Origin of the sequence: Aetokthonos hydrillicola CCALA 1050 (assembly GCF_017591665.1) — a bacterium.
GTDB classification, from domain to species: Bacteria; Cyanobacteriota; Cyanobacteriia; order Cyanobacteriales; family Nostocaceae; genus Aetokthonos; species Aetokthonos hydrillicola.
This window is the reverse complement of the sequence record NZ_JAAKGC010000003.1, coordinates 25,940-51,281: the sequence shown is the minus strand read 5'-3', so window position 1 is coordinate 51,281 and position 25,342 is coordinate 25,940. Positions and strand designations below refer to the sequence as shown.

At 42.9% G+C, this 25,342-nt stretch carries 23 protein-coding genes and 2 pseudogenes; 12 read left to right on the top strand and 13 right to left on the bottom strand.

Annotated features, from left to right (window positions below; genetic code table 11):
* Window positions 1-25: 25 nt before the first annotated feature.
* Genes G4P69_RS02380 through G4P69_RS02370 form a run of 3 tightly spaced genes read right to left on the bottom strand, consistent with a single transcriptional unit; the run spans window position 26 to window position 2,190 of the window.
* Complete coding sequence (locus tag G4P69_RS02380; RefSeq protein ID WP_208339735.1) at window positions 26-1,162, bottom strand: hypothetical protein; 1,137 nt, start codon at window positions 1,160-1,162, stop codon at window positions 26-28.
* A gap of 30 nt (window positions 1,163-1,192) precedes the next feature.
* Window positions 1,193-1,489, bottom strand: a complete 297-nt coding sequence (locus G4P69_RS02375; protein ID WP_208339733.1) for a hypothetical protein — start codon at window positions 1,487-1,489, stop codon at window positions 1,193-1,195.
* Between the two features lie 47 nt (window positions 1,490-1,536).
* Window positions 1,537-2,190 (bottom strand): CIS tube protein, encoded by a 654-nt coding sequence (locus G4P69_RS02370; protein WP_208339731.1) that lies wholly within the window; start codon window positions 2,188-2,190, stop codon window positions 1,537-1,539.
* A gap of 718 nt (window positions 2,191-2,908) precedes the next feature.
* On the opposite strand from G4P69_RS02370, the gene G4P69_RS02365 reads away from it, so the two are divergent.
* A complete protein-coding gene (locus G4P69_RS02365; RefSeq protein WP_208339729.1) occupies window positions 2,909-3,355 on the top strand; it encodes a hypothetical protein in 447 nt (148 codons plus the stop codon).
* A 1,123-nt stretch (window positions 3,356-4,478) separates the two neighbouring features.
* Here the strand turns inward: G4P69_RS02365 and G4P69_RS02360 are convergent.
* From G4P69_RS02360 to G4P69_RS38935, 3 genes and pseudogenes are all read right to left on the bottom strand, one after another.
* On the bottom strand, window positions 4,479-4,748 hold the full coding sequence (locus G4P69_RS02360) for a hypothetical protein (RefSeq protein WP_208339727.1): 270 nt from the start codon (window positions 4,746-4,748) through the stop codon (window positions 4,479-4,481).
* 12 nt (window positions 4,749-4,760) lie between these two features.
* Window positions 4,761-5,181: pseudogene (locus G4P69_RS40380) on the bottom strand (AAA family ATPase); the annotation flags it as partial.
* A 158-nt stretch (window positions 5,182-5,339) separates the two neighbouring features.
* Window positions 5,340-5,450, bottom strand: a pseudogene (locus G4P69_RS38935) (HNH endonuclease); the annotation flags it as partial.
* A 205-nt stretch (window positions 5,451-5,655) separates the two neighbouring features.
* Between G4P69_RS38935 and G4P69_RS02350 the strand changes: the two are divergent.
* Genes G4P69_RS02350 through G4P69_RS02330 form a run of 5 tightly spaced genes read left to right on the top strand, consistent with a single transcriptional unit; the run spans window position 5,656 to window position 6,866 of the window.
* Complete coding sequence (locus G4P69_RS02350) at window positions 5,656-5,925, top strand: hypothetical protein (protein ID WP_208339726.1); 270 nt, start codon at window positions 5,656-5,658, stop codon at window positions 5,923-5,925.
* 18 nt (window positions 5,926-5,943) lie between these two features.
* Window positions 5,944-6,213 carry a type II toxin-antitoxin system ParD family antitoxin gene (locus G4P69_RS02345; protein WP_208339724.1) on the top strand — a complete coding sequence of 90 codons (270 nt, stop codon included), beginning with the start codon at window positions 5,944-5,946 and terminating at the stop codon, window positions 6,211-6,213.
* A complete protein-coding gene (locus G4P69_RS02340) occupies window positions 6,210-6,521 on the top strand; it encodes a type II toxin-antitoxin system RelE/ParE family toxin (RefSeq protein WP_208339722.1) in 312 nt (103 codons plus the stop codon). The genes G4P69_RS02345 and G4P69_RS02340 overlap by 4 nt, the downstream gene beginning before the upstream one ends.
* The gene (locus G4P69_RS02335; RefSeq protein ID WP_208339720.1) at window positions 6,508-6,717 is read left to right on the top strand and encodes a hypothetical protein; all 210 of its coding nucleotides are present in this window, start codon (window positions 6,508-6,510) and stop codon (window positions 6,715-6,717) included. The genes G4P69_RS02340 and G4P69_RS02335 overlap by 14 nt, the downstream gene beginning before the upstream one ends.
* Window positions 6,699-6,866, top strand: coding sequence for a hypothetical protein (locus G4P69_RS02330; protein WP_208339718.1), 168 nt, complete (start codon window positions 6,699-6,701; stop codon window positions 6,864-6,866). The genes G4P69_RS02335 and G4P69_RS02330 overlap by 19 nt, the downstream gene beginning before the upstream one ends.
* Before the next feature lie 301 nt (window positions 6,867-7,167).
* Here the strand turns inward: G4P69_RS02330 and G4P69_RS02325 are convergent, their stop codons facing one another.
* Genes G4P69_RS02325 through G4P69_RS02315 form a run of 3 tightly spaced genes read right to left on the bottom strand, consistent with a single transcriptional unit; the run spans window position 7,168 to window position 11,932 of the window.
* Window positions 7,168-8,682, bottom strand: coding sequence for an eCIS core domain-containing protein (locus G4P69_RS02325; protein WP_208339716.1), 1,515 nt, complete (start codon window positions 8,680-8,682; stop codon window positions 7,168-7,170).
* A complete protein-coding gene (locus G4P69_RS02320; protein ID WP_208339715.1) occupies window positions 8,679-10,646 on the bottom strand; it encodes an ATP-binding protein in 1,968 nt (655 codons plus the stop codon). Before G4P69_RS02320 ends, G4P69_RS02325 begins: the two co-directional genes overlap by 4 nt.
* Window positions 10,643-11,932 (bottom strand): DUF4255 domain-containing protein, encoded by a 1,290-nt coding sequence (locus G4P69_RS02315; RefSeq protein WP_208339713.1) that lies wholly within the window; start codon window positions 11,930-11,932, stop codon window positions 10,643-10,645. The genes G4P69_RS02320 and G4P69_RS02315 overlap by 4 nt, the downstream gene beginning before the upstream one ends.
* A 120-nt stretch (window positions 11,933-12,052) precedes the next feature.
* On the opposite strand from G4P69_RS02315, the gene G4P69_RS02310 reads away from it, so the two are divergent.
* From G4P69_RS02310 to G4P69_RS02290, 5 genes are all read left to right on the top strand, one after another.
* The gene (locus G4P69_RS02310) at window positions 12,053-12,226 is read left to right on the top strand and encodes a hypothetical protein (RefSeq protein WP_208339712.1); all 174 of its coding nucleotides are present in this window, start codon (window positions 12,053-12,055) and stop codon (window positions 12,224-12,226) included.
* Window positions 12,227-13,294: 1,068 nt separating this feature from the next.
* Window positions 13,295-14,842 (top strand): phage tail sheath family protein, encoded by a 1,548-nt coding sequence (locus tag G4P69_RS02305; protein WP_208348206.1) that lies wholly within the window; start codon window positions 13,295-13,297, stop codon window positions 14,840-14,842.
* Window positions 14,843-14,911: 69 nt separating this feature from the next.
* On the top strand, window positions 14,912-15,436 hold the full coding sequence (locus G4P69_RS02300; RefSeq protein ID WP_208339708.1) for a phage tail protein: 525 nt from the start codon (window positions 14,912-14,914) through the stop codon (window positions 15,434-15,436).
* A gap of 76 nt (window positions 15,437-15,512) precedes the next feature.
* Entirely contained in the window at window positions 15,513-16,250 is a 738-nt protein-coding gene (locus G4P69_RS02295) for a T4 family baseplate hub assembly chaperone (RefSeq protein ID WP_208339706.1), read from the top strand.
* Complete coding sequence (locus G4P69_RS02290; RefSeq protein WP_208348204.1) at window positions 16,247-17,944, top strand: hypothetical protein; 1,698 nt, start codon at window positions 16,247-16,249, stop codon at window positions 17,942-17,944. The genes G4P69_RS02295 and G4P69_RS02290 overlap by 4 nt, the downstream gene beginning before the upstream one ends.
* A gap of 144 nt (window positions 17,945-18,088) precedes the next feature.
* Here G4P69_RS02290 and G4P69_RS02285 read toward each other — a convergent pair whose 3' ends face one another.
* Entirely contained in the window at window positions 18,089-19,432 is a 1,344-nt protein-coding gene (locus G4P69_RS02285) for a GH39 family glycosyl hydrolase (protein ID WP_208339771.1), read from the bottom strand.
* Window positions 19,433-19,435: 3 nt separating this feature from the next.
* On the bottom strand, window positions 19,436-21,475 hold the full coding sequence (locus G4P69_RS02280) for a GumC family protein (RefSeq protein WP_208339702.1): 2,040 nt from the start codon (window positions 21,473-21,475) through the stop codon (window positions 19,436-19,438).
* Window positions 21,476-21,624: 149 nt separating this feature from the next.
* Here G4P69_RS02280 and G4P69_RS02275 point away from each other — a divergent pair, with 149 nt between their 5' ends.
* Window positions 21,625-22,959, top strand: a complete 1,335-nt coding sequence (locus G4P69_RS02275) for an O-antigen ligase family protein (protein ID WP_208339700.1) — start codon at window positions 21,625-21,627, stop codon at window positions 22,957-22,959.
* Window positions 22,960-23,037: 78 nt separating this feature from the next.
* Here the strand turns inward: G4P69_RS02275 and G4P69_RS02270 are convergent, their stop codons facing one another.
* Together G4P69_RS02270 and G4P69_RS02265 are read right to left on the bottom strand one after the other, a co-directional pair.
* On the bottom strand, window positions 23,038-24,195 hold the full coding sequence (locus G4P69_RS02270) for a glycosyltransferase (RefSeq protein ID WP_208339698.1): 1,158 nt from the start codon (window positions 24,193-24,195) through the stop codon (window positions 23,038-23,040).
* A complete protein-coding gene (locus G4P69_RS02265; RefSeq protein WP_208339696.1) occupies window positions 24,182-25,336 on the bottom strand; it encodes a glycosyltransferase family 4 protein in 1,155 nt (384 codons plus the stop codon). Before G4P69_RS02265 ends, G4P69_RS02270 begins: the two co-directional genes overlap by 14 nt.
* Between the last annotated feature and the right edge of the window lie 6 nt (window positions 25,337-25,342).

Here is a 25,342-nt window from a genome sequence, read left to right as displayed (position 1 = left end):
CCTCATCTCCCCTACTCCCCTCTATTCAAATTTGCAAAAACATCTCCTTGCTCCCTAACCCTTCACGGGTGATAGTAAAGCTCTGTTTGTATTCGCCTTCTCGTAATTTATGAGTGACTGATTTAACGTAATAAACTCCGTCGTGACTTAAGCCCACACCGCGCAAGCCTACTAATCCTCGTAGTTCTAAAATTGTGCCGTAGCGGGTGACATCTAATTCACCGCTTGCTGTAACTACTTGCTCTGTAGAATTATCAATTATCGCTTGAGCGCGACTCAAGGATTGTGCTGTTAATCTGCCGGTTTCTCGGAATATGGTTGTCCGTCGATGACTTTGAGTAGTCAGTGCTGGATGTGCCGATAAATTGGGGCGATCGCTCGTAAACATTTGCAATACTCTAGTTTGTTGGTTACTATTCCGGTCTTGAACGTAACCATCTACAGTAGCGGGAGCTAAAGCACTGTACTGAAAATTAATAGATTCTACATTGCTGTAAGAACCCATATTGACGGTAAGCGCTTTTTGAATTTTAGTTTTCCGCTTCGGTGGACCCCAGTAGGCTTTATTTCTCCCCTGTGTTGGTCCTGCTGTAATATGGAAAACATGGTCAAAGCGACTTGCCATCTCTTGGATATATTTCAAGTCAGTACCCTGCTGTACTGGTGTACGTCTCGTCTTTTCCGGCGTATCTTGAAATTCTGGTGGCACTACTTCTAAATCAAAACCATATTTAGAGTATTTCGAGACAATATGCCTAACTATCTTGGTTTCATCTTGTTGTGGATGTTCAATAGACTTTTCTTCCAAATCCATCATCACGCTGACATCTTCACCTGTGATATTTAAGGTAGAGCGTCCCAATTCTCCAGGAGAAAATTGTTTCAGAGTAATTATCCCATCCATCAATATTTTGGCTGTAGCATTGATGTTCACAATAATCATTACTCTGTTAAAAGGTGCAAGTAACGGACTTTTCAATAAATTGAAGTCCTGCTGATCTTTAACACCAGAACGCCCCACACGAAAACTAATCTGAAACCCTGATCGCCCCTGCTCATTATGGGTAACTTCCACACTATCTAGTGCTTCCATCAATTCTCTAGGAGCTTTCGTCGGTTTCACCTTACCAATCAATAAACTTAAGCTAATACCAACAGACATAATAAATTCAAAATTCAAAATTCAAAGTCTCTACCCCCCCGGCTGTGGAATAGGAATACGCAACCTCTTACCCGGTTCAGATGTCAATTCGGCGGGGTTCATGGCGTTGTTCGCATCGCAGATCTGCCAGAATTGCTCGGATACACCCAAGGTACTATCGGCAATTAAATCGAGGCGATCGCTATCTTTAACAATCACCTCCATTAACAGTGGCATTTCCCGACCCTGGGGTAAAAAACGGCGACGTTTATAACCGATCCTGCGACCGTCAGTCGTCGTTAAATAGGTTGTTTCTAAGTTGTAGTAGCGACTAGTAGGTTCAAACATAAACTAGTGGGGGAGAAATAAATTGCTGTTTGTCTCCGTTGTCCTCTCTAATTAATTCTGATTCCTGTCACTGCGGCTAGGTTGATTGCGTTACCCACTCTTGCTAGTTGTTCTTTGACTCTGTGGTGAGCAAAAAACGTTTGTGAACCAAGATGATCCCAAGGCAAATCTTCGTAGCTGAGGACACGCAAACCTAAAGAAATTTTGGCGCGAATTGGATTGAGATTTACGTCATAAGCTTCTTCTGTGATACTGAACTCGGTCAAGCGCACTGGTAGTATCCGCGTTTTCCCCCAATACAAAAGTGTGAGCAGTGATTCTAGAGGTAATATTTCTATTGTTCCTTGACCAGCCAGCCTCATATTCTCTTTGACCCGATCAGTGGTGGGGTAAATCAGTGTTTCCAGTGCCGCCAGTTGGGGGTAAATTCCTATTTTGACAGCAATTTTTTCTGCCTTTTCTAACTGATCAGTAGCATCTAGTTCTACATCTAGCTTCAGCGTTTCCACTGGAGGTCCTTTCAGACGTAGAGCCTCACTGCGAGCGTTCCCTTCACCTCCTACAGACTGTACTTGCAAAGAGCGTGTCACTGTCTCCGGGTTGTACTGAAAGGAAATGGTACTGATGACTCTTTTTTTTTGAGCATCCATCGCTACAATCGCGCCTTTGGTTAGGCGAGGGGGTCCAAGAAAGTTAGTCATAGTGTTTGAGGATATGGGATATTAGGCATGAGAAGGAATTGGTCAGGCGCTCACTATATCCATTGTTGTAAATTTTACAAAATCGTTACTAAATTTATGGTGTCATAATTTACGTTGGTACTCGGTTGATCAATTAAACATACTTTACCAATTACTACATTGATTTTTCGGAAACAAAATAGAGCTTAATGACATTTAATATACATCTTCCCAGCAAATAAGCATATATCTTTAAAGATTTTGTTCAGATACGTAATGATAGTTAATAAATGACAAAGTGATACTTAGTCTTTGAAAAAATGATAGAATAGGGTCTGTATTTAGGTATACTGGTCACAAGTTAAGGTTATTAATCAATCATTTGTCAATAAGCAATTGTGCTTAAAAACATGTTAAAAAATGGGGTTAGGAAACCCAATTTTTGAGTCAGTGATGCGGACGCCGCCGCTACGCGTACGCCTAATTTTGATACGCATGATTCATTCTTGCCCTATAATGTCCGTACAAAAGCTAACTTAATACCTTATTCTGTCCTAATATTTCAGCATAATTTCTAATTGACAAAATTAATGTCATTTTAACTTGTGACCAATGATTTAGGTATGTTTTGTAACTAGATAAGTCGGCACGATTAAACCAAATTGTCTAAAGAAAAGTAAACAACTCTCAAACCCTTTTTCCCCCCTACCTGACCCCACTCAACTACTGAAATTTAGCCATGAATCCCATTCAATATCAAACCGTTGCCTTGTGGCAAAATCTCACTAATCAAGAAACAACTTGGACTTATAAAGAAGCAATACACAAGACTTGGGAACTTTTACAGCAAATAGTTCAACTTATGTTGTCATTAGTTTTATTATTTGTCGCTATGATTATTTGGTGGTGGAGTGTCGGTTTCCACAGTGGTAGAAATTTTCGAGACTGGTTTGAAAATGATGTCAAAACACCCGATGAGTTTTTGCGAAGACTAGGAGGTTTTGTGGTGAACTTCTACAATTGGTTGGTAGATTGGTCACAAAGCGAACGCAAGAAATTGTTAACAAATCAAAGCCAGCCAGCCCTTGCATCTCGACAAGAACCCAAGCTACTAACAGCAGGGGGACAGAAGACTATAGATGCCAACAGTGAAGCTATCAGCGTCCCTAATTCTTCATCCAAATAATGAAATCAAATTACCGACTTCTTGAGAAGGCAGATGGCAGAAGGCATTTATGACAAAACAATTCAAAATTCAAAATTCAAAATTCAAAATTCAAACAGGTTAAATACTGAAAAAAACGTGACTTTGTGGGATACAAGCCCATTTAAAAGAAACATGCATTGCGCTCCGGCGTAAGGCACGAGAAATGCTGCGTCTTTGTCTCAAGCCTACGGCTTAAGCCGTAGGTAATAATTTTGAATTTTGAATTATTAATTTTGAATTGGAGCGAAGCGACTGACCCCTGCCTGAAGACAGAGGATTCAAATAAGGACGAGAAGAGTTTCTCTCGCCCTACGGGTGACGCTCCTGCGTCGCTAGCGCTGCGCTAACACCAGTCGCCTACGGAGGGAGACCCAATACTGCTCGGATAAGCAGGGGAGGCAGGGGAAGCTTCGGGAGCAGGGGAAGCCAAAATTCCCCCCCTGCCTCAATTTCTCCCCCTGCACCCCCTGCCTGTCTCGACCTAGAAATTCCTTAACCGAGCAGTATTGGAGGGAGACCCTCCTGCAGCGCTGGTTCACTGCGCGTCTCGCAACAGATTTTTTTGTTGTTCCGGATAAATCCGGGGGCTTGTACCCGTTTTGGGGAAGGCAGGGCAGAAGGCATCGCATTCTCGTATAAACTATCACATTAACATAAATGCCCTCTGCCTCCAGCATAGCTGCCTTGCCCGAAGGGCTGGTCATAAATTAAGCCTTTCCATCGGACTGAAATCGTCGGTAAATAATGTATCAAAAATTACGTATTCATTCAATCATGATGTAGTCTTAGAAATTGCTTTACTTGTATCTGTCGTTGAACCCGCGTTTGTTTGGGGAGATGATTTCTGCACAAAATCGTAGGTGAGAAACCCTAAAATAAAAGCCACGATAAATAGAAACACAAAGGTTTGTAGAGTAGATGACAAAATAGACAACATAAAAATTAATACCTGCTGTTAGTTTTTGGAAGAATTAGCGGGGTGGAGGTGATTCAAAGTCAAGCTTTAGAAGCTATTAAAACTTGTCCCAATGCTCAAGGGATAGAAGTCTTGGAGTCTTACATAACGGGTATGTTTGGTGATATTGATTTACTGTTAAAATAATCAACTTATTGTTGACACATTCATTCCTTGATAGACAGCTTGGGCGATTTGTTTTCCCATTTGCACGGATGTACTATTAGGAGGAAATTCCATTGCTGCTAACTTTACAGAAGGTACAGTACCACTTGATCGCCAATGAGGAGGTAAGCCTTGACTAGTCAATAACTGTGATAATTCTGCCTCTACTATCGCTTGCAATAATCGGCGCTCTTTGGGGTAAAGATTGACTCCCTCTACAATTAACTGTTCAATCTGGAGATTGATGTTCATCTGCTTAACTCCTCAGCGAAAATCGCTTTCATTTATTGGTCTGTCTAGTTTACGATACTCACTTCTTGCTGCTGTTAAGGGCATGGTGAGAGGAGTACCAGGCTTTGCTGCCATAAATGCTGCATTGAGAGCAATGTTGTGAATTTTTCCACCAGCCAAATTAAGTTGACTGAGGCGATCGCAATCCAAGCTTTCCGTTGGGTTTTCTGGGGAAAACGCCTTTAGCTAAACCTCGGTAGGCTTCAATACATTGTAATAAATAGTTAATTTCAATATTAGCATAGCGGTCATGACTGTTTTTAACTTCACCGCGTTTGCCAAATAAAGCATCCGCTTCATCAAGAAAGAGAATTGATCCACCGTCTTCGGCTGCGTCAAATAATCGTCGCAAATTCTTTTCTGTTTCCCCGATATACTTGCTGACAACTATACTTTTGCAAAAATTGATCCAGAAATTAAATTCCTGGACTAACTATCAAAAAGTTGCAACTGTTTAAACCTGACTAGATGGGTCGAGGGAAAGTATTATCTTCCGCCCCTCCCAGTTAGAACCGGACGTGCGCCTTTGGGTGCATCCGGCTCCCGACAATCTTAGGTTTTCCCTTGCGTCATGTGGATATAGTGATGACAGGATTCATGTATGGCTAGTAAATTTTTTACTTTCCAATTGTTGTGATTCCCGTCAATATGGTGGAGATGAACCATTGGTCGCATTGAAGTCAGAGCAACCAAGCCAGTAACCACACCACCACCAACCAAAACAACACAGAAAAATCAGTCTCTTTCCTTGCAAGACTACCTCAAACAACGTCAAGGGGGTAACTTATGAGCAACTCATACCATTTCACTTTAAGACTGATACAGATGGCAAGCAGGTGAAGAAGGGGAGGTAGGGGAAGTAAGAATAGTGATTTGTATCAAAAGTTTCGTAAAATGGTATAACGCTCTCTCATCAGTCTTGAAAAAATCAACGAATTTTCGAGGTTTCAGCGAACCAAAAATTAAGGTTTCACCTCAGAGTGACGGAAGAGGGATAACCACACCCTACAAGATCAGCGATCGCACTTGTTGGGGATGGTGCGTTCCCAGGATGGGGATTGAGTGGGTGATGGGGGTTTTGGCAAGAAACGTATCCTACAAGATCGGCGATCGCACTGCTAAAATAGAAGCACGTTAATCCGAAGGTGATTGTAGGATGCCAATTACATTGCCACCAGAACTAGAGCAGTTTATTGAAAGTCAGGTTGCTAAGGGCAATTATGCCTCTGTTGACGAGGTATTCTTGGCGGGTATTAAGCTATTAGAGGAACGAGAGCGCCTTTATCAAGGGCGATTTGAAGAATTACGCCGCGAAGTTATGGTTGGGGTCTCAGAAGCTGAGCAAGGCGAATTATTAGATGCGGAAGCGGTAATAACTGGGCTGCAAGAGAAATTACGACAGCGCCGTGTTCAGAACGATCAATGAGCAATTTTCGCAGAATTACACCAACAGCAAGCCGAGATATAGAGAATATCATGGACTATCTTGCTGAGAAGGTAAGCGTTGAGATGGCAGAGCGCTTTCTTGAGAAAATCAACTCGAAATTCCAACTCTTGGTTAAGTTCCCTCAAATAGGGAGCAGGCGAGATGAATTGTATCCCAACTTGCGTAGTGTAACATTAGAGGATTACCTGATCTTTTATCGTTTAGTTCCAGGGGGAATCGAGGTAATGCGAGTAGTGGGTGGCTATCGGGATCTTGAGGCGCTATTTGCAGAAAATGATGAAGATTGAGCGATCGCTTGACAATCAAGACAGTCGCTACAAGAGCGGCGATCGCACTATCGACGATCTCCGTTTTCTGCTCTGCGGCAAAGGCAAAAATAGCTTGAAGGGCGATCGCGTTATCCACCAAATGGGCAAGCCTACAAGAACAGCGATCGCACTTGTTGGGGATGGTGCGTTCCCAGGATGGGAATTGAGTGGGTGATGGGGGTTTTGGCAAGAAACGTATCCTACAAGATCGGCGATCGCCCGTTTCCACCTCCCCTTGCGATCGCCCAGCCAGACCATTTGCCCTATCACGTAAAAGTTAGCGATCGCAGTAATTTACAATTCCGAACGCACCCTACAACTTGAGGTTAATGCTACAAGAGCGATCGCACTTCGATGGGTAGCGGGGGTTATGGCGGTGCGTTCCCAGGATGGGGTCAGGTGGGGTACATAAGTGGCGGTAAGGAACGCTCCCTACAAGCGCGATCGCACTACACCATTTCCCCCACATCGGCTGCCGAAATAGCGGCTTTCAGTAGTGGGGTTAGGTGAGCAAAATTCCAATATTTGACAATATATTATGAAATTATCTGCATTTGCCCATCCTCAAGATCGGGATCACACTTCGGAAATAATTCTAGATAGTTCATAACGTCCCATTATGGGGTCAGAAAGGCAAATTCGCTATTATGTCCTCTAATCTTTTCCAGCCCTGCTTCAGCAGATCCCGATCTAACATCCCCCCACGCAGACTATTGTTTACATTTTGGACAGTTTGCTGAACCTGTTGCACCGTACTTAAATACGCTGGAGCATTCACGTCAATTGTCTCTGGGTTCTGCGCCTCGTTCCATATTTCCTGTGTCCAGATATTAACCCACTGATTGAGGGGCGGCAAGTCGGCCTGATCAGCCATTCCTCTTACATACACACCCCCTCCCAGATCATTTGCTATACCTAATCTGCCACCCTGCGGCTGCTTCAAATAACGGATAAAACCAGGTCTGGCGTCCTTTACCGCATAGATTTCCATGTTTGCCTCATATCGGGAAAAGTCAATAATGCGTTCATTTGGATAGTAGCTGCCCGCTTTCCAGCCTTGACCACAGGAATTGTTAGCCATTGCTATGTATCTATTCAGTTGAGCGTCCGGATATGCTTCTGTAGCTCTCTTGATCTCATAAAGTTCTTTTGCGCTCCTATCTGCTATGTCCGCATAACCAGTCTTGTGCGTTCCGTTCTCATTTGTATCCAGACTACCTTTTGGAATCTCAAACTCACGGCTTGCATTACGATTAATATAGTTTGTATAATCTGTTTCAATCACCAAGTGTTCGTTTGACGTATCATGTGTGGTACCTTGGCAAGGACTTCGTTGTATAGGGGCTTCAAAAGAAATGCTTCTTTGCACTGGTTCAGCTTTTTCTAGAAACGTTTCACAACGACGTTGAATAAAACCATGACTTAACTCATCAAATTGAGATGAATATTCCACCCCATGTTGTTGACTTGATTGACCGTTTTTTCCTCGATTAGACAATTTAGTTGCCATTTGTGCATCTGCTTTCAAATTAATAGCTTTTGCTCCCATCACCTCCGCTTCTCTCTCTAAACCCTTATCATCATTAATCTGTACCCCCTTCATCTGCATTGTCGGTTTTACCCTTCCCTGCATCTGCTGGACAACGTGCCATGCTTCATGGGGTAAATGTTCCTCTTGTCCTGGTGTGACATGAATCTCTGTCCCTTGGGTGTATGCTAATGCCTGTAATTGAGCAGGTTTTGGCGAATTATAATGAACCCTGACATCATTTAGGGAATATCCCGATAAACTTTCGACCCCTGCTTTAAGAGCATCCGGTAATCCAGTTTTATTAGGGGTATTAATCCTTTGTAAGACGTTAGCCTGCACCGACATCCGCCCAAAGCTATGCCCAGGATACTGCTCCATCCCTGTCAAAGCAGCCATCTGAGAAACCTCATCCCCAACCGACGGATTGCTCACCCGTCCCTGCCCACTCAATCGCTTACTGTTACATTCCTCACATTGTCCTGTTAACTCTGCTACACCCCCACAGTCACACTTGCGCTGTAAAATCCCTGGCTGAGATAGGGAAAATGCTGGCGGCGGAGTTGTCGATTTTGCCTGAGAACCCGATTTACCGTTCATCGCTCCACTCATACCCAACCTCCTATCTCCGCTTCAATTAAAGATTTTTCTAACTTGCTATATTCGCTCTGTGCTGCTGCTAAAAGATGTTTCATCTGCACAGCCTCCCCTGCATCCGCAGCCAAAAAAGCAGCATTCAGGGCAATGTTGCGAATATTACCCCCAGCAACATTTAATCGTCCCAATTTCATCATATCTAAACCCTCAGTGGGTGTATCACTTGGAAAGATCCGCCGCCAAATTTCTGTGCGTTGGGCTGCATCGGGGAAGGGAAACTGGACGATGAAACGCAGACGGCGTAAAAAGGCGGTATCTAAAGCGCCTTTTAAATTGGTGGTCAAAATTGCAAGTCCCCGGTAAGCTTCCATGCGCTGCAATAAATAGCTGACTTCAATATTGGCGTAGCGATCGTGGCTATCTTTAACTTCACTCCGCTTACCAAATAAAGCATCGGCTTCGTCAAATAACAGAATCGCGCCTCCTGCTTCCGCCGCATCAAATACCCGCCGCAAATTTTTCTCGGTTTCCCCGATATATTTACTGACTACGGAACTTAAATCAATGCGGTAAAGGTCAAGCTGTAGTTGATGTGCCAGCACTTCAGCTGCCATTGTTTTCCCTGTACCGCTCATCCCCGCAAATAAGGCGCTAATCCCTAAACCGCTTGCGCTTTTGCTGGCAAAACCCCAGGTTTCATAAACTTTGGCACGCTGTTTGACATGGGCGGCTATTTGCTTTAATATCTGGTGTTGTAGTTCGGGTAAAACTAAATCATCCCAGGTGGCGACTGGTTCAATGCGCTGTGCTAGGTCGTCTAGGCGAGTCCGGGCTTGGGCGCGACATGCTTTCCACAGGGTATTGATTGGTGCTTTCTCACTCTCTTGTGTTTGTAATTCTAAACAAGCTGCTTGAATTCCCTGGGTACTGAGGTTAAACTGCATTACCAGTGGTTCTATCTGACCGTTGATATCTGCTGCCCAGTTACCTAAAGCATTTTGCCAGAGTAACTTTTGTTCGCTAGGACTGGGTTTGTTGACATTGAAGCGTAGTAAGGAACGTCTGTGAGTCCGCAGGGGTTCGCGGGTGACTACAATTAGCAGTCCCCGCATACGCTCGATAAAGCGGATGGCGCGGGTAGTTTCGGCACTGTCCAAATGCTGGCAATCTAACAGTAGGGCTGTGTTGCTCAGAATTGCTTCCCGTTCCCACAGGCGAATTAATGCTTCCCGTTCCGCGACTGTGACTGGAATATCAGCCCCGCGCAGCATCCATAACCTGATACCCAATTGATTACAAACCGCAGATGCGATCGCCTCTTTCCCCCCATCCTCATCGCCACACAGTTGAATCGCCGATCCGGTGCCAATTCTTTGCTGCCAAAGCTGGATCATACGGTCAGCTAAAATTTGATGTGATGGTGGTAATTCTCCCCCTGCTGCTACTGGTTCTACTAACCCCTGCAAGCGATCGTCCAGGTAGGACATACCTGTGAGATAATGCAGTATCCGCTCATCAATCCGCAAGGGACTGTAAGCCATGACATTTCCCGCGCTTACCTCCAGCAACCGCCAGTAACGCAAGGGTGATTCCGGCAGCAAAGCGCTCCAGTGAGCCTCTGGTAAAGCTGCCATTGCTAAACTAAAGGTGGCGTGGGTGCTAGAGGTATCAAAAGAGACGATGCGACACAACCGCGCAAATTCTCCATCTAGCTCTATGCCCGCACATAACAGCAGTACATCCCGCTCAAAGCTGCTTAAGCCAAAGGCAGCACACAAATTTTCTAAGGCTGAAGGTGCGATTAATTGCTGGGCGGCTGTTTGCAAATTATGTTGTAGAGCTTGACTTTTTTCTCTTTCTGTGATTTCACCATGTAAGCGATCGCAGTAAGCTTGCAATTCCGCACACACAATTGCCAAGGCTGCCATTAGGTAATTTTGGTTTGCTCTCTGCCAATGTTGCACATCTGTGGTGTTCATCCGATACTTACCTGGGGTGCAATGTATCCTGGGTTATTGGGGTCGGGATTCACGGACAGCAAGCTTTCTGCGCCATCTACCTGTACCCGCACTAGATAGGTACTGGCTACTACCCGTTCTATGGGGAAGGTAATGGTATTAGTTGCATCTACTTGGGGGTCAGTAATACTATTTTGCGATGGCGCTGGAAAATTATAAGCTCGTGCTTTACCAGTGGGTTGGAGTTCGTTCAGCAGTAAAACTACTCGCTGGTTTTTACCGATGCTGGGTGTAAAATTAATCGTAATTGACCCAGAGCAACGAGTCACATTATTAGTAGTTGTACAAGTAACAGAGCCAATATCTACGCTAATTGTGGGACGCAACACAAAGGCGGCTACGTTCGATTCGCTACCACGATGAGGTTCAGGTGGCGTCCCGATTAATAAGGGATGGATTACCTGGATACCTTGAATACCCGCCCGGAGTAGGTCAGTGTTGAGGGGGGGAGAAGTCAAAGGTAAGCTAATTTGGGTATCACTGACTGATGCGGGTGTGATGTCAGTGTCACCAATTCGTACCTGGGTAATATCATTTTGGAGTTGTTTGCCAGTAATAATTAAGGTACTACCAATAGTAATTGGCTGTTCTGCACCTGTGGCTGTACCCACACGTTCAATTACAGGGTGACGGAAGGGTATAACATAAATATTGCGATCGCGCACAGGTAGGGCTGTTTGCGGAGATTCTTCGGCTTCAATCAAGACAACGGAGGCTTGATAAGCGACCGAGAGAGCATGAGGAGTCTGGAAAAATACAGACCAAATTTTCGATAATTCTTCTAAATTCAGACCTAATGGGCTAAATTTAACTAATTCCACCTCATCAGCTAGGTTAGAGCCAGTGAGATAATTAAATGTGGCACTACTGATAGTATCGCGAATCATCGAGCGTGTCAGCAAAGGTCGCGCATGGAGGATACTGGCGGCGCTACCTAACAGGCGTTGCGGTTCCAACTGCGTCTCGTCACCATAAAAGCTGAGTAAATAGTGGAGATCCAATGCTACTTTTGGGCGCTGGACTAGCGTACCATCAGCACGGCGAGTTGGAGTATCCACATTCCGTAACGCCGCATTTGGGGTGACTTGATAAAGATAAAGATTGACTTTCGGGGCTAGTGTAGCACTTGCTACATTGTCCGGTCGCAGAGTCGTGACTGTTGTGCCAGGTACATCCACACCTACAGCTGACTGTAACAGTTGACTGAGTGTAGCAGTTACGGTGGCGATCGCTAGAAAATTGCTCATCGCTGACCCCCGTTTCGGTGTTGCAAATAATTATCGAGAGATAAGGCGGGACTGCGGGATACAGGTTTTTTGCTTGGGGTGGGAGTAGGTGGACTAACACCCCGTACCTCAATCCACTCAATGATGATATTAATTGTTGGTGTGGGTGCAGGTGATGCGACTACATTATTTTGCCGACGTTCTGCGAATAAAGGTTGTTCTTTATACCCAGACCTCCATGCTGGAGGTTGTGCAGTAGCAGCAGAAATTACGGTTTTACCCAGTATAGTTTTTTCCTGTCCGCCTCCTGTGTAACTGATGGGTGAGATTGCTGCCTAGCTTTTGTGGAATGAATCTTATCTAAAGCGCTCATGTTTGGAATGCTTGTGAAATAAGAGTTTTGTAAAAGTCGCATACAGCGTAATGTAGTAATAATTACTCAAACTTTTTAGTAAAAGCTGAGATTTAACCGAAGTCACTCACGAAAATGACCCACTAAATAATCAAAGCAGATTTTAACAGAGAATAGACAATTTTGTAAAGAAACAACAAAATTCGATTGCACATCATGTAGCCATATTCACTATCAATACTGCTCGGTTAAGCCGAAAACTTAAATTAATGTAGGTTGGGTTGAGGAACGAAACCCAACATTTTCAAGGGTTCGTTGGGTAACGCTTATGCGCTCTACCCAACCTACGGTTTTCCTTAACCGAGCAGTATTGTATTCACTATGCCTCATATATCAATACTCCGGACAGCTTTCAGTTGAGCGCTAAAATTTAGTACATATGTATTAAATTATGGGGATAACTGGCACAGCTTATATCTTGCACCTGTATGGAAAAACCACTAATACCAGAATGAGTGTGTAATAAATTAACAATACGAGCGCGGCCGCCTGCGCCACTTGCGTAAGTCCTGTTTGGGCTTATCGCTCTGTCTCCACGCCAGATCTCTGACCTTTTATTCACATCTTTTATTTACTGTCAATAAGTAAATATTCTTGATGTGACACTTTACAACTTTTTTATTTCAGTTTTTAGGTTGGAGTTTGCGGACTCTCAAATTTTACGATTTTTTTTAATTGCACAACCATTCCTACGACATAATCCGGAGACTGGTTTATAAAAATGTTACAAACCATTCCCAAAGCTAAGAGGTACATGATTGTATTATTGATACGGTTGTTAAAACCTCTTTCAATATTTCAGTACACCCCATTTTATGGAAGTGTGAGATGAGCTTGCTATTGATCCTGAAAAGTTAGTCAAAAATATCAAAAACTGGCTTGAGCAAAAGCTTCTATTGAAATTGTTGTTTATAAACAACTTTCCATAACTGATTCCGCTGAAATTAACCAAACAAAGGAGAGGAAATATTATGCCTACCCTGCCTACCTATCCTGGTGTTTACATTGAGGAAATACCTAGTGGTATACGCACCATTACGGGGGTTGCAACTTCAATTACTGCGTTTATTGGTCGAGCAAACAGAGGACCTGTAAACAAACCATTGCGGATTCAAAATTATGGCGATTTTGAGAGACAGTTTGGCGGTTTAGCGGTCAACAGTACCATGAGCTATGCTGTGCAGCAATACTTCCTCAACGGCGGTAGCGATGCCATTATTGTTCGTGTGGTTGGTAGTGGTGCGAAAAAAGCAGAAATTACAGTCAACGGTTTGACAGTACAGGCCACCAGTGAAGGCGTATGGATGAACGGACTCAAAGTAAAAGTCTCACATCCTAAATTTGGTACTGATGTTAACAACGATAAGATATTCAACCTCTCAATTGAGCAAGTAATTCCTGGCGAAACTCAAGACCAAGTTTTAGAAATTTTTAATAATCTCTCCACAGATCCTAATTCTGCTCGCTATGTAGATAGTGTGATTGCGGAAGATTCATCCTTAATTGATATCGTCGGGACTGTTCCAAGTACCAGACCTGCAGAGGGTGAAGGAACATTGGCTAGTGGGGAAGATGGTGGCGATCCTACATATACTGATTTTTTAGGTAGTGAGGCAGAAAAACGAGGTCTGTACGCTCTAGAACAGACGGATCTGTTTAACTTGCTGATTATTACACCAACAACACGCAGTGCTAATGATAACGTTTTAGATACCAACGATGGTCAAGTGTTGCTAGCGGCTGCTTTGAAGTATTGTAAGAAGCGGCGGGCTGTCCTAATTATTGATCCGCCGTCCAATTGGGATAAGATATCTGATGTCACAGATAGCAGTCGTGGAGTTGGGAGTGATCGCTACGGACAATTTCGAGAAAAAAATGCGGTAATTTACTCCCCACGAGAAAAAATCCCCGATCCACTCAAACAGAACCGCCTCGACGAATTTCCTCCTTCTGGGGTGATCGCTGGTATTATGGCTCGTACCGATGCTACACGGGGCGTATGGAAAGCACCCGCCGGTATAGATGCCACCCTTTCGGGCGTGCGACAGTTGGCTGTCAAAATGACTGATGGCGAAAATGGGCAGTTGAACCCTCTAGGTGTGAATTGTTTGCGGTCTTTCCCTGTCTACGGAAACGTAGTTTGGGGTGCAAGAACCCTAGAAGGTGCTGATCAACTAGCATCTGAGTGGAAATATCTACCTGTGCGACGTTTTGCCTTGTTCTTAGAAGAAAGCTTATACCGTGGTACACAGTGGGTAGTATTTGAACCCAATGATGAACCATTGTGGTCACAGATTCGATTAAATATTGGGGCATTTATGAATAACTTGTTCCGTCAAGGAGCATTTCAAGGAAAAACGCCAAGAGAAGCTTACTTTGTCAAATGCGATCGCGAAACAACCACCCAAAACGATATTAATTTGGGTATCGTCAACATCATCGTTGGTTTTGCCCCCCTAAAACCAGCAGAGTTTGTAATTATTAAATTCCAACAGATTGCAGGTCAAATAGATACTTAGGGAGTAGGGAAATCGATGGAAAATTCCCAAAAAGAGTTGGTATAACTACTGAATCAATAGGAAGAAAATATGGCACAATTTAGTGTTAATGCTCAACGTTTTGACCCGTATAAAAACTTCAAGTTCCGTGTGAAATGGGATGGAAGATATGTGGCCGGGATTAGCAAAGTCAGCGCCTTAAAACGTACAACTGAAGTCGTAACCCACCGCGAAGGCGGTGATCCTAGTAGTCCTCGCCATTCACCAGGGCAGACCAAATATGACCCCATTACCTTAGAACGTGGTGTCACTCACGACAAAGATTTTGAACAATGGGCGAATAAAGTTTGGAATTATGGCTCTGGATTGGGTGCAGAAGTGTCGCTCAAAGACTTTCGTAAAGACTTGATTATCGAAGTTTATAACGAAGCAGGACAATTAGCGATCGCCTACAAAGTCTTTCGTTGTTGGGTCTCTCAATTTCAGGCCATCCCTGACTTAGACGCTAACGCCAACGCCGTAGCAATTCAAAACATCCAACTGCAAAACGAAGGTTGGGAACGTGATTATGCAGTCACCGAACCGACCGAACCTAGTTTTGTTGAACCAACTTAGGTAGGAGTGGGAAGGGGACATGATTGCTCCTCCCCCCATCTCCCTCTTGTTCCATTTTGAATTTTGAATTGTGATCATGCGTTCCTTGACTGCCCAGCAAATTCTACAAATATGGGAAATTGGTCAGAGTCAGCATCCTATAGATAGGGCGTTGACTTTGTTGTGCGTTGCTTGCCCAAATCAATCACTAGAGGAACTGGCAGCGTTGAGTATTGGACAGAGAGATGCATATTTATTGACACTCAGGGAAATGACTCTGGGAAGCAAAATCGAGAGTTACGCCGAGTGTTCGCAATGTGGTGAACGCTTGGAGTTTACGATGAATGTAGGGGATATACGTGTTTGTGAACCCATTTCGGTAGTGCAGCAGGAATATTTTTTGAATTGGGAAGATTATCAATTACGATTCCGTCTACCAAACAGTCAGGATTTAGCAGCTGTGGTTGGTTATCAAGATGTCAACATGGTGCGCCATATTATTGGACAGCGTTGTGTATTACAAACTAAATATCATGGTGATGATTTAACCGATCACAATTTACCCCCAGCATTGATGAGTCAATTGGCAGCACATATTGCAGAACATGATCCCCAAGCAGAAATTTTGTTAAATCTTACCTGTCTGGCGTGCAGCCATTCTTGGCAGGTTTTATTTGATATCGTGACATTTTTCTGGAGCGAACTGAGTCACCAAGCAAAACGCCTGCTGCATGAAGTCCACACATTAGCGCGCTATTACGGGTGGGGAGAAGTTGATATTTTGTCTATGAGTCAATTCCGACGGCAGTTCTATTTAGATTTGGTAAACTCATGACCGATTTTTTGACCACACTAGCTGCACGTACTTTAGGTTTAACATCAGTGTTACAACCTGTGATCGCTTCTATGTTTGCTCCAGGACAAATGATAGCCAGCGATGACGCAACTACTCCAGCAGCAATGGCAAACTCACAGAGTGAACAACTTGCTCAACAAGGTGACACAGAAGGAATTAGACAGACACAATTACCAGACTTGTCTCACTCTCCATTGGTAGCACAGGGCAATCATGCAGCAGCAATATCAAGATTACCTTACAGTTACATGAATGCTTTCACTCGAGAATTATCTCAACCAGTAGATAATACTTCTCAAGAAATTGTCAGCCAGGAAAGACAAGCACTTGTAAAAACTATAATCATCGAAAATTCTGCATCAACCAACCAATCATCAGCATCAGTCATAAATTCCCAGTCACCAGTTCAATTGACTACCACCAGCGTTACAAATCCAGTAGCAACGCTACCAAATCAGATAAATCCCCCCCTGCAAACAGATAGTCAAACTGGACAAACACAAGCTGCAATACTATCTACATCAGAAATCATCCAAACAAAAATAAATACAGCCACACCTGGACTTCCTGCTCATGAAATCACACCCACTCCAGTAAAACCATCATTAAATCAGGTAGTTTACACCTCTGAGAATGAACCATCATCACAGGTGAATAGTGTAACAACAGCCACACCTGGACTTCCTGCTCATGAAATCACACCCATTCCAGTAAAACCATCATTAAATCAGGTAGTTTACACCTCTGAGAATGAACCATCATCACAGGTGAATAGTGTAACAACAGCCACACCTGGACTTCCTGCTCATGAAATCACACCCATTCCAGTAAAACCATCATTAAATCAGGTAGTTTACACCTCTGAGAATGAACCATCATCACAGGTGAATAGTGTAACAACAGCCACACTTGGACTTCCTGCTCATGAAATCACACCCACTCCAGTAAAACCATCATTAAATCAGGTAGTTTACACCTCTGAGAATGAACCATCATCACAGGTGAATAGTGTAACAACAGCCACACTTGGACTTCCTGCTCATGAAATCACACCCATTCCAGTAAAACCATCATTAAATCAGGTAGTTTACACCTCTGAGAATGAACCATCATCACAGGTGAATAATATAACAACAGCCACACTTGGACTTCCTGCTCATGAAATCACACCCACTCCAGTAAAACCATCATTAAATCAGGTAGTTTACACCTCTGAGAATGAACTGTCATCACAGGTGAATAATGTAACAACAGCCACACTTGGACTTCCTGCTCATGAAATCACACCCACTCCAGTAGAACCAAAAATTCAACCAATGAACACCTCAATTACGAAATTGGTAATTACAGGAAATATTCAACCACATATAGATTCTGCAATATCGCGACCGCTCAATCCCCAATTCCCAATCCCCACAGTCAAACCTGTTGCCGCAGTTACACAATCATCAATGTATTCTTATGTTGATAATCCAGGCAAAAGATTCAAAGATTCAGCTAATAATGAATCGACAACAGTGGTGACAACACCTACCATTAACGTAACCATTGGTCGCATTGAAGTCAGAGCAACTAAGCCGCCAACCACACCACCGCCAACCAAAACAACACAGAAAAATCAGTCTCTTTCCTTGCAAGACTACCTTAAACAACGTCAAGGGGGTAACTCATGAGGTATCGCGTTTTGCCGAAGTTTGCGCGTTTTGAGTAGATAAAGGCGACGTCTTTAGACCGGAGATGGACTCAACTCTACCAAAAATATGCTGAGAGCCTCCGGCTTCAGCCAAGGGAGAGGTCAAGTTCAGTTATTGACAATTTTACACTCGCAGCAAAGCGAGAGAGTAGGGAGGCAAAATTAGAGGTTTTTTTAAAAGTGCTTCCTTTGGAAGGCTAGCACTTTTGACACCATTACTATTGAGATAAAACACCGGTATGCTTTTAACAGAAGTTAGATTTTGTTTTGCCGAAATACTGAGTTTGGCAACAACATCTGATTTGTTGATCAGCAGTAGCGATCGCCGATCATCTGACTGACGAACTGCCATTGCTTCTATCAATGGGTTCTCACTTTCTGTATACATTATCCTTCCCGTTAAGTATTTAATACCCCACGAAAAGAAAACTGCTACAGGTCGCAAATCGTTTTCTGGGTCAATCATCCCATAAATTCCATCCTTAAGCAGCCAGGAAGTCGCCATATCAATCCCAGCATCACCCAAATGTTTCAGTACTGAAGCAAACCAAACAGCCCCTAGATAGGTATTCTGACGCTTTTCCCCAGAATCCCATGAGTAATTTATGTTATACTCGCCTAATAGCAGAGGAACTTTCCTATCTGGAATGTATTGCTTTGTCAGCGCGCGAAACCCCTCTACTTGAGATCTGTATCCTGATGTATGGGACATTAACTCAGCAGTAGACTCGCTAGCATTGCCAGTACCGTAACCATGCCAAGAAATAAAATCTATATTTGCTCTACAGGTTTTGAGAAAAGGAACCAGTTTGCTTGTATCATTCCAGTTTAGAGCTGGGCCACCGACCTTGATACGTGGGTTGACAGCCTTCATTGCGATCGCAGCTTTGTTGTAGATTTTCCAAAGTTCATCTAACTTACCTGCTTTTTGGTAAGTAATCTCTTTTTCATTAAAGGGTTCCCAGTAAATAACTTGTCGCTGAGCAAGATTGTGAGTGATAATTTTTACTAGTTGTCCACAGAAGGTCGCATAATTGTCGTACTCTGAAGGATCAAGCAAACCCTCTTGGTTCTGAGCCATCCACTTAGGCCATCCTGGAATATTCTGGATAATGGTAGGTTTTTTAGTATAGGAAACACTGTATCCAGCTTTGATTTTTGCTTCATTCCAGGTTTTGGTTGCTGGATCGCTCCAAGTATCAGATAAACCATTATGGTGAATTCTAATTAAACCAATACCTAATTTTGCCAACCGCTGTTGATACGCACTGCTAGCAGCACGTTCAGGAATAGTTATTTCATAATCATTTGAGCCAAAAACGAAAGGACTAATTTCAGCTTGCGATCTTCCCCAATCTACCTTAATTCTCGTACTATCCGACTTTCCAGCACTAGACAGGCTCTTTTCTATCAGTGGTAGTGTAGCAATGCTAGATATTGCCAGCTTGATTGTATCTCTACGACGCATCACCTAAGACTCTAATAAAGAACCGGAACGTTTAAAGCTGTAAGAATATGGTATGGTTTGTGCTTCCTCTGCATTGACTACCAAACCGAACATCCGAGCGTTGTGCTGAATCAGTTGTTGAATACTTTCATTTACCGAGTGAGTGTAGCTCACTCCCGGACGAACGACGAACAACACATTCCGAATAGCCGCAGCCATCAAAGCTGTTTCACTTGTTAAACTAACAGGGGCGCTGTCAACCAGGACATAATCATAATTATTCGTAGACTCAGCCTGTGCTAACATCTGCTGCAATTGTCGTCTTGTGACCTTTTGCGCAGTTTTTTTGCTTTGTTGTGGTAAAGCTGGTAATAAATCAAGATCTGGTCGGATTGAGACTGGTTGTAAGTTGGTTTGTAGCTCCTGAGAAACACCCAAGCGTCTGCTTAGTTCTCCTTTACGTAAATCTCCATCGACTAACAACACCCGAAAACCCAAATTCACTAAAGCTATAGCCAGTTTTAGAGTGATCGTGGTTTTTCCTTCTCCCATAATTGCACTAGTAATTAACAAACGCCGATCTTCGAGAGGTTGTAAGGTAATTCCTGAGGCTAATCGTTGAAACTCGATTTCTGTTTCGTTATCCAGTTGTTTTCCCATACTCAAATGTTTAAGTCGGGGAATTCGTACCACCATCTGGAATTCAACTGCTTCTAAATCTCTGGAACTCAACAGTGGGTTGCGTCTTTCTAGCAATAACACTAGGGCAATACTACCAATAACTGATGCAACACCTGCATTGATTAAAGCCAAAGACATTCTTGGACTGGTTGGTTTTGGATCAACTCTGGGTGGATCGAATACCTGTACATTCGGGTAAGCATTAAAGGAGTCAATATTATTCTGCTGTGTTTGAGCTACTAAGCCTTTATAAACACCTTCAGCAACATCAACTTGTCGCTGTAAATCCATGAGTTTCTGCTGACTTCCAGGTAGAGCTTTTAAGACGGCTTGGAGTTTTTGAATTTGAGCTTGTAGTTTTACTGATTGTTGCTGCTGAGCGCTAGCATCAGCGTCTGCTAAAATCATTTGTTGGATGAGAGTGGCACGACCTTGTGCATCGGTAGTTACCGTGGAGTCTATTCGACGACGATTAGCTGCTTTATTAATGTATTGTGCAAGTGCGATTTGTAGCTGCGTGCGCTGTTGAAGGAGTTCCTGTACCTGTGGATGATCATCCGTCAATGTAGCTTGCTTTTGTATCAAAGTTGCTTGCACTTCAGCAAGCTTGCGTCGCACAAACTGGTAGTCTTGATTTTCGCCTAAACTTAAAGACTGTATTGCTGATGTTGGAGCAAGATTTAGGCGCTGTGATATCATACGAGCACGATTTTTGCTAGCTGCTGCTTGCGCGATCGCTTGTGCATTAGCAGTACTCAAATTATTGATTGTGTTGACAATACCTTTAGTTTGTTCTTCAACGTTTGCTAACCCAGTAAATTGCCTGAAAGCAGCTAATTTACCTTGAGCCTCAGATAATCTTTCTTTAGCTTGAGCTAGTTCTTTTCTACTAAATTGTAGCCGTGCTTGACTGTTGTCTTGTCGGAGTTGGTTCAAGCGTCTTTGATAGGCTTCTATGAGAGCGAGTGCGCGCGATCGCGCTATTTCTGGTGAAGAACCACTCACCGTCGCTGAAATAATTGTAGACTGCTCCTGAGGAGCTATCTTAAATAATCCCTTGTAGCTAGAAAACCTGTTAAATTTACTTTTCTCTGGGTCAGAAGCTAACACGTGCTCTAACAAAGCATCGCTAGTAAGTATCGATGCTTGTACCTTCAAAGGATTGACCTGAGGGGAAAAACCAGGATCCCTATTCTGAAGCGAACCGAGAGTTCCCAAATTAGCATCCAGATGACTAGTTGAATCAGGCAAAATAAACTGCGTGGTAGCAGTCCATACTTGTGGCGAATATTTGACAGATGCAAATGCGGCTGTAAGTAACAGTATATTTAAGCCAAGTAGAGATTTCCAGTGTCTAGCTGTAATTGCAATCACTCTATTCATTCAATTGACCTCTTATAACGGCTTTATATTAAACATATCTTTAGTAATACAATACCAGCGTAAAATTGAATTTATAAATTATACTAGTAATCAAAAAAATAAGGTTAAAAGATTAACATTAATACAATTTATACATTAGATTTCCCTAAATGTTTAAGCTCTTCTTTCGCAACATTATTAGCAACCAGAAAGCATTCAAAATCAATAATTTTTCATCTGCCGAAAGAGTGATTTACTGGACGATTATTCTTACACCTATTTGGTGGCTCTTAGGCATACAGCCTTTATTTTATCCAGCTGTTATATTTGTTTTACTTGCACTCGCTTTCAATATTGACCAAGTTGTAAAAGGGTCACTACCAGCTTGTGTATGGGCTTGGTTAGCAATGGCACTAGTGATGCTTTGGACTGAAATTCTTGGTCTTTATGGGATGGGTTTCCCTGGGCAAGAAACTGCTGCTGGTATGGTCACTTTCTTAAAAAGTTACTTCTTCATTTTTGCCTGCTTAGCTTTACCATTTTGGACTAAGTTGCGGGTGGAAGTCATTACCCGTGCAGTTGCTTGGATGGCAAGTGGCTATTTAATCAATACCTGTATTCAGATGCTCTTGCTTGTAGTCGGTGTTCGTAATACAGTTTATGCACCTCTACTAGCACGCTTAATTCCTGGAGACAAATCTAGTTTGCTCATTGTTCTTGCTAGTATACAATCGTTTTTTGGTATCCCTTTACCAAGAACAGTACTTTACACTCCTGATCCCCCAATTTTAGGCATTTGTTCTGTATTTTGTTTTATCATTTGTCTTTCTGAAAAAGATCATCGCTTACGAAATTTCGCTTTAGCCGGTTCATTGTGTGGCTTATTAGTTAGTTTTAGTCGTCTAGCTTGGATTTGCTTACCATTATCGTTTTTAATTATTGCTGGTTTTCGCAGTCAACTAATGCGACAAGCTTATCTGTGGTTAGCAAGTTTCACATTTTTAATCTGTTCATTTTTAGGGCTATCAGTTAGACAATTATTCGATAAACCAACGGAAATTTTTAACAGTGCTCGTTCTAGTTCATCACAAGAACGGGCATTAGTTGTCAGCAAAACTCTGGAAGCTTGGCAAGAAAAACCTTGGTTGGGCTGGGGAGTAATACAAGGTAGAGCAAATTTATATGAAGATGTTTATATTGGTCTTGGTTCTTTTTCAACATACGCTGCAGTACTTTATTTGCATGGTGTAGTTGGATTCGGTTGCTTTGTCTTAGCATTGATGCTGACTCTGTTTTTTTTCTATACACCAGCCGTGCAAGGTAATACTTTAAGTAAACGAGCGTTCGCCTGCTTAGCTGTGCTATATCTACAACTAAATGCCACTCCTTTAAGTTGGATGGCAGTCTTTATTTGGTTCTTTTTTGTTTGGCTAGGTGCAGTTATGCAAGAAATATATCAAGATAATTTGACTGCATTTAACTGGGAACGGTTATCTTGCAAATAGGGAGCAGGGAGAAAATCGTAGGTTGGGTTTCGCTGACGCTCTACCCAACGAACCTTTGTAAATGTTGGGTTTCGTTCCTCAACCCAACCTACGTTCTACTACTGACTCCTGACTTCTGACTTCTGACTTCTGACTCCTGTTTAATATGTTTAAATATTTTTCTGAACAAGCTTCTAAAGTAAATTGGTGAAGCCAAGTTGAGTCAACTTTTTTTGTGTTGCCTGCTAATATACTTAAAATTGCCTGTGCCATAGCTTTAGGATCACCAACCGGTGTTAATGAACCGTACTTACCATCAGCGAGAATCTCAGCAGGACCACTTGGGCAATTTGTAGATATAACAGGAGTTCCTACAGCCATTGCTTCTATAAGTACATTTCCCAAGCCTTCCCAAGCTGAAGACAAAACAAAGACTGCTGCTTTTGCCATATAAGCATAAGGATTTTCTACAAAACCCAGTAGCACAACGTCTTGCTCTAAATTCAACTCATGTATTAAGTTCTCTAAATATGGTTGTTGTGGTCCAGTTCCTAAAATTACCAACCGTGCTCGTGACAGTTGGCGTACAAGGGCGAATGCACGGATCAGAGTTGCGAAATCTTTTTGTGGATATAATCTTCCTACTCCCAAGATGACGGGCGGTTCTCCTGGTTTAAACCAAGGGTGATTCACAGACTCTTTAGCCTTTGTGAATATTTCAGGTACTATAACTGGGTTGTAAATAACTTGGATGCGTTTGTTAGGTAGCTTAGTTATGTTAGCTAAATCTTGAGCTACCCCTTGGGAAACAGCTACAATCCCATCTGCCCAAGGATAGAAGAGTTTTGCAGCTAAGGGGGATAGACGTACAGAGGTTTGTGGTATTCGTTGTGCCTCAACAGACAAGGTATTGTGTTCAGTAACTACTATGCGTGTAGATACTCTAGTAAGACGTTTTGCCCATAAAGCTATTTCGCAAGGGTAGTGTAATGCAGCCAAGAGAGTTTTAGGGCGATCGCGCGACAGGTATCTTGCTAATTTTGGAAAACTACTTGGCATCCATCTAGCTTTTAAATCTACAATTCGAATTCCAGTTGGTACTTGCGGTAAATAAGAACCTTCTGCTCTAGCAAGCACTAAATCAACATTCAAATCTCGTTGAGCAAAAGCGCTAGCTAAATTGAGCATTATACGTTCAGCACCCCCTTCATAAAGCCCACGCAGAAAAATTGCAATATCCGTTTTAGATTCTGGCATAAGATCTTTGTTCACGATTTTTACTTTTGACTTCCTTCGACATACTTTTCATCAAGCTAAGAATCGCGCCGTAGTTGCGGCGTGCGTCAAAGCGTTGTTCAGCTAAGCGGCGACTCTTAACAGCCATTGCAACTCGTTTTGTTTCGTCGTTTTTCAAGGCGGAAACAGCAGCAATCAGAGCGTTTGCGTCAGAGGGTGGTATAATCAGGGCATTCTCTCCATCTTCTACTTGCTCAGATAATCCACCCACATTAGTAGTGATGATTGGTAAGCCTGCTGCCATTGCTTCTATAACAACGTTTGGAAAGCAGTCAGCAAGTGTTGGGAAGACAAAAATATCAGCTTTAGCAAAGAGATCCTTAAGTTCTGGGCTGTTAGCCGTTAAACCATAATGTAGACGCACACCTTCCATTCCTGCCAATTCCTGCTCAAGGTTTGTGTCTTTGGTAACAATGTCCAAGCTGCAATATTGGTGTAATGTTTGACGAAATGCTTCTAACAGAGTGCAGCCACCTTTACGTGCGAATTCACCACCTACAAACAACAAGCGTAGGCGATCGCTTTGTGTTTTTGGACGTAGTGCGCGATCGCGTCCAAAATCCCACTGTTCCATGTCCACACCTGGCGGAATAACGATCACTTTTTCTTCTGGAACCCCATAGTCAGTAATTAGGGAATCTTTAACCCACTGACAATACGCTACTACAGTAGTAGCAGCGTGATAGGTGCTTCGATTCCAAAGGAATTTACTACGTTCGAATAAAGGGTTACCATCGACTTTATGGTTATAACCTGCGGCGATACTATCCAAGTTAAGTGGCGTCGCATCGGTGGAAATTATCGTTGGTATTTGCTGCATCACCGGGATAGCAAACAGAGCCAAAGTTTGGCTATGCAAAAATAGTACGTCTAGAGGATTGGAACGCAGAGCATTTTGAATTGCTTCGCGAGCACGTAAACTAGCTTGCAGTGACCAGTTACTACGAACAATTGGTAAATTCTCCCAAATGTCATTTACACCACTTTTTATAGGTCTCCAAGTTGCAGAAACTTCATCATCTTCACCTACCCACCGAATTAAGTTTTGGTAGTGTGTGATATGACCTAACATCTGTTCTACGATAAATCCAAAGTTATACATAAATTC

Coding starts and splice junctions, on each gene's coding strand:
- G4P69_RS02365 (WP_208339729.1), top strand. CDS start 2,909: ATGAATCCCATTCAATATCAAACCGTTGCCTTGTGGCAAAATCTCACT.
- G4P69_RS02280 (WP_208339702.1), bottom strand. CDS start 21,475: ATGAATAGAGTGATTGCAATTACAGCTAGACACTGGAAATCTCTACTT.
- G4P69_RS02330 (WP_208339718.1), top strand. CDS start 6,699: ATGGGAATTGAGTGGGTGATGGGGGTTTTGGCAAGAAACGTATCCTAC.
- G4P69_RS02295 (WP_208339706.1), top strand. CDS start 15,513: ATGCGTTCCTTGACTGCCCAGCAAATTCTACAAATATGGGAAATTGGT.
- G4P69_RS02340 (WP_208339722.1), top strand. CDS start 6,210: ATGAGCAATTTTCGCAGAATTACACCAACAGCAAGCCGAGATATAGAG.
- G4P69_RS02300 (WP_208339708.1), top strand. CDS start 14,912: ATGGCACAATTTAGTGTTAATGCTCAACGTTTTGACCCGTATAAAAAC.
- G4P69_RS02345 (WP_208339724.1), top strand. CDS start 5,944: ATGCCAATTACATTGCCACCAGAACTAGAGCAGTTTATTGAAAGTCAG.
- G4P69_RS02320 (WP_208339715.1), bottom strand. CDS start 10,646: ATGAACACCACAGATGTGCAACATTGGCAGAGAGCAAACCAAAATTAC.
- G4P69_RS02370 (WP_208339731.1), bottom strand. CDS start 2,190: ATGACTAACTTTCTTGGACCCCCTCGCCTAACCAAAGGCGCGATTGTA.
- G4P69_RS02265 (WP_208339696.1), bottom strand. CDS start 25,336: ATGTATAACTTTGGATTTATCGTAGAACAGATGTTAGGTCATATCACA.
- G4P69_RS02275 (WP_208339700.1), top strand. CDS start 21,625: ATGTTTAAGCTCTTCTTTCGCAACATTATTAGCAACCAGAAAGCATTC.
- G4P69_RS02290 (WP_208348204.1), top strand. CDS start 16,247: ATGACCGATTTTTTGACCACACTAGCTGCACGTACTTTAGGTTTAACA.
- G4P69_RS02380 (WP_208339735.1), bottom strand. CDS start 1,162: ATGTCTGTTGGTATTAGCTTAAGTTTATTGATTGGTAAGGTGAAACCG.
- G4P69_RS02305 (WP_208348206.1), top strand. CDS start 13,295: ATGCCTACCCTGCCTACCTATCCTGGTGTTTACATTGAGGAAATACCT.
- G4P69_RS02360 (WP_208339727.1), bottom strand. CDS start 4,748: ATGAACATCAATCTCCAGATTGAACAGTTAATTGTAGAGGGAGTCAAT.
- G4P69_RS02335 (WP_208339720.1), top strand. CDS start 6,508: ATGATGAAGATTGAGCGATCGCTTGACAATCAAGACAGTCGCTACAAG.
- G4P69_RS02270 (WP_208339698.1), bottom strand. CDS start 24,195: ATGCCAGAATCTAAAACGGATATTGCAATTTTTCTGCGTGGGCTTTAT.
- G4P69_RS02375 (WP_208339733.1), bottom strand. CDS start 1,489: ATGTTTGAACCTACTAGTCGCTACTACAACTTAGAAACAACCTATTTA.
- G4P69_RS02285 (WP_208339771.1), bottom strand. CDS start 19,432: ATGCGTCGTAGAGATACAATCAAGCTGGCAATATCTAGCATTGCTACA.
- G4P69_RS02315 (WP_208339713.1), bottom strand. CDS start 11,932: ATGAGCAATTTTCTAGCGATCGCCACCGTAACTGCTACACTCAGTCAA.
- G4P69_RS02310 (WP_208339712.1), top strand. CDS start 12,053: ATGATGATATTAATTGTTGGTGTGGGTGCAGGTGATGCGACTACATTA.
- G4P69_RS02325 (WP_208339716.1), bottom strand. CDS start 8,682: ATGAGTGGAGCGATGAACGGTAAATCGGGTTCTCAGGCAAAATCGACA.